This is a genomic window from Mycobacterium sp. 1245852.3 (genome assembly GCF_001669335.1).
GTDB classification, from domain to species: Bacteria; Actinomycetota; Actinomycetes; order Mycobacteriales; family Mycobacteriaceae; genus Mycobacterium; species Mycobacterium europaeum_A.
Genome location: NZ_LZLL01000366.1, coordinates 1 through 2,202, shown reverse-complemented (window position 1 = coordinate 2,202; position 2,202 = coordinate 1). Strand labels below are relative to the sequence as shown.

General features: G+C 63.9%; 2 protein-coding genes. Both read right to left on the bottom strand.

The genetic code is table 11. The annotated features are described in order from the left end of the window. Nucleotides 1–20: 20 nt before the first annotated feature. Nucleotides 21–1,043 (bottom strand): MCE family protein, encoded by a 1,023-nt coding sequence (locus A9W96_RS16240; protein WP_066864316.1) that lies wholly within the window; start codon nt 1,041–1,043, stop codon nt 21–23. Beyond that, the coding region (locus tag A9W96_RS16235) for an MCE family protein (RefSeq protein ID WP_231999707.1) at nt 1,040–2,202 on the bottom strand (1,163 nt) is incomplete at its 5' end. The genes A9W96_RS16240 and A9W96_RS16235, both read right to left, overlap by 4 nt.

The window sequence follows — 2,202 nt, the reverse complement described above, 5'->3', positions numbered from 1 at the left end:
CGCTCCGCGATACTTGAGCATTAGGGTTCCGTGCACCTTCCTGCATCTGACCTGAAGATGTTGGCGCGCACGGTCTTACCTGAAAGATCCGTGCCGCGGAGCCCGAACTGGCAGAGGTAGTACGGGATGGTGGCGCCGTTCACGCCGAGCCGGACGAGCTTTCGGTAGTTCTGCGGTGCCTTCGCGATCGCGGCGTCGAGGCGGTCCCTGTCGCCATCGAGGATCGGCGCCAGCCGGTTCAACTGGGCGATGGTGCCCGACAGCGGCGGGCGGGCCTCGGCCAGCAGATCCGCCAGCGAGGCTGTTCCCTTGTCCAGGGCGTCAATTGCGGACCCGATCGTGTCCCGGTCACCCGACAGGCCGCTGACAAGCTGCTCGAGGCGATCGATCGCGCCGGAGAACTGCTTGCCGTCCTTGGCAACCGTGCCGATCACGATGTTGAGGTTGTCGATCAGTTGCTGCACGGTTTGGTCGTTGTCGGCCAGGGCATTTGAAAACGAGGTCGTTTTGGAGAACAGCGACTCGAGTGTTCCGCCCTGACCCTGGAAGACCTGCAACAACCCAGACGTCAGCTCGTTGACATCGCGCGCATTCAGGCCCTGCGTAACGGGTTTCAGCCCGCCGAGCAGCAGATCGAGGTCGAGCGCTGGAGCGGTGCGGCTGACCGGAATCTGACCCCCTGCCGGCAGCCGCTTGGGCGAGCCGGGACCGTCGACGAGTTCGAGGTAGCGATCACCCACCAGGTTGAGGTAGCGGACCGCCGCCCTGCTGCCCTCGGTGAGGACGACGTTGCGGTCGGCGTCGAACTTCACCACAACCTTCTTGTCCGGCTGCAGCGACACACTGTTGACGGTGCCCACCCGGATCCCGGCGACCCGCACCGATTGGCCCGGCTTGAGACGCGACACGTCGGTGAACACCGCCGAATACTCGGTCACAGAACCCGTCCGGTACTGGCCGAAGATGAAGAACAGGAAGGCGGTAAGCATCGCCATCACGACCGCAAAGATCGTGAACTTGATCAGCGTTGCGCGCGTTCTCATCCGGGCTGTCCGATCTGCGCGGAGTTACGTGGCGGTCCGGCGATCGGCCCGTACAACAGCTGCTTGAGGAGATCGGAGTTGATCAACAGCTGCGGGTTTCCGTAGTTCACGGGATTCGCGCCGGTATCGGCAATCAGCTGCGGTGGGGCCGTGTTGAACGGCAGCTTCGGCAGACCGACGCACTGCGGGCCGCCCGTCGCCGCAACCTTGGGCAGGTTCGTCGGATAGCGGTAACGCTCGGCGCCCCACGTGAGGCTCGCCGAGATGTTGATGCTCGGTTCCGACAATGGCGCCCCATGCGATATCTGTACGAGCCCCGCGAAAGCGCAGTTGAGCGCCGGAGCGTACTCATTGGTCAGATCGGTCGTCGGCACCAGCAGATGCAAGACATTTGTCAGCGGTTGGCGGTTCGTCGACAACACGTCATTGCCGATGTCGGCCAAGCCGATCGCGCTGATCAGCAACGCATCCAGGTTGTGCTGTTCATCGACAAGTGTCTTGCTGATCCGGGTCGCATTGGCGGCGGTCTTAATGAGGTCGGGTGCCGCGTCGGCATAGGCGTTGGACACCGCCGGCAAGACAGCGAGGTCGTGCCGGAACGCGGGCAGGCTCGGCTCCAGCCTGGCCAGGAACGAATCCAGGTCGCTCAGCGACTGGCCAAGCTGTGGACCCCGCCCGCTGAACGCCTGTGCCAGCGCACCAAGCGACTCGTTGAGCTTGGGCGGGTCGATGTGGCTCAGCACCGACACCAATTGCTGGAATACGGTGTTGATTTCGACCATGACGTGCTGGCCCCGCAGCGTCTGGCCGCTGCGTAGCCGTTGGGCCGAGGGCTGGTCGGGCGGGACCAGCTCGACGGACTTCGCGCCGAATACCGTCGACGAGGCGATATTGACGAGCACGTTGCCGGGGATGAAGTGCATCTGCGACGGGTCCATCGCCAAGTGAATGGCGGCCTCACCGTTGGGCAGCGGCTGGATTGAGGACACCTTGCCCACCTGCACGCCGCGCATCTTGACCTTGGCGTCGGGGTTCATGACCAGGCCGGCTCGTTGCGAGATGACCGTCACCGGCACGGTGGTGGTGAAGGAGCCCTGAAACAGACCCACCGCGACGGCGAAGATCAGACCGATGATGAGGACGGTGGCCAGTCCGAGCA

Bases quoted from the DNA above. Each gene is read 5' to 3' on its own strand.
- A9W96_RS16240 (WP_066864316.1), bottom strand. From the start codon at position 1,043: ATGAGAACGCGCGCAACGCTGATCAAGTTCACGATCTTTGCGGTCGTG.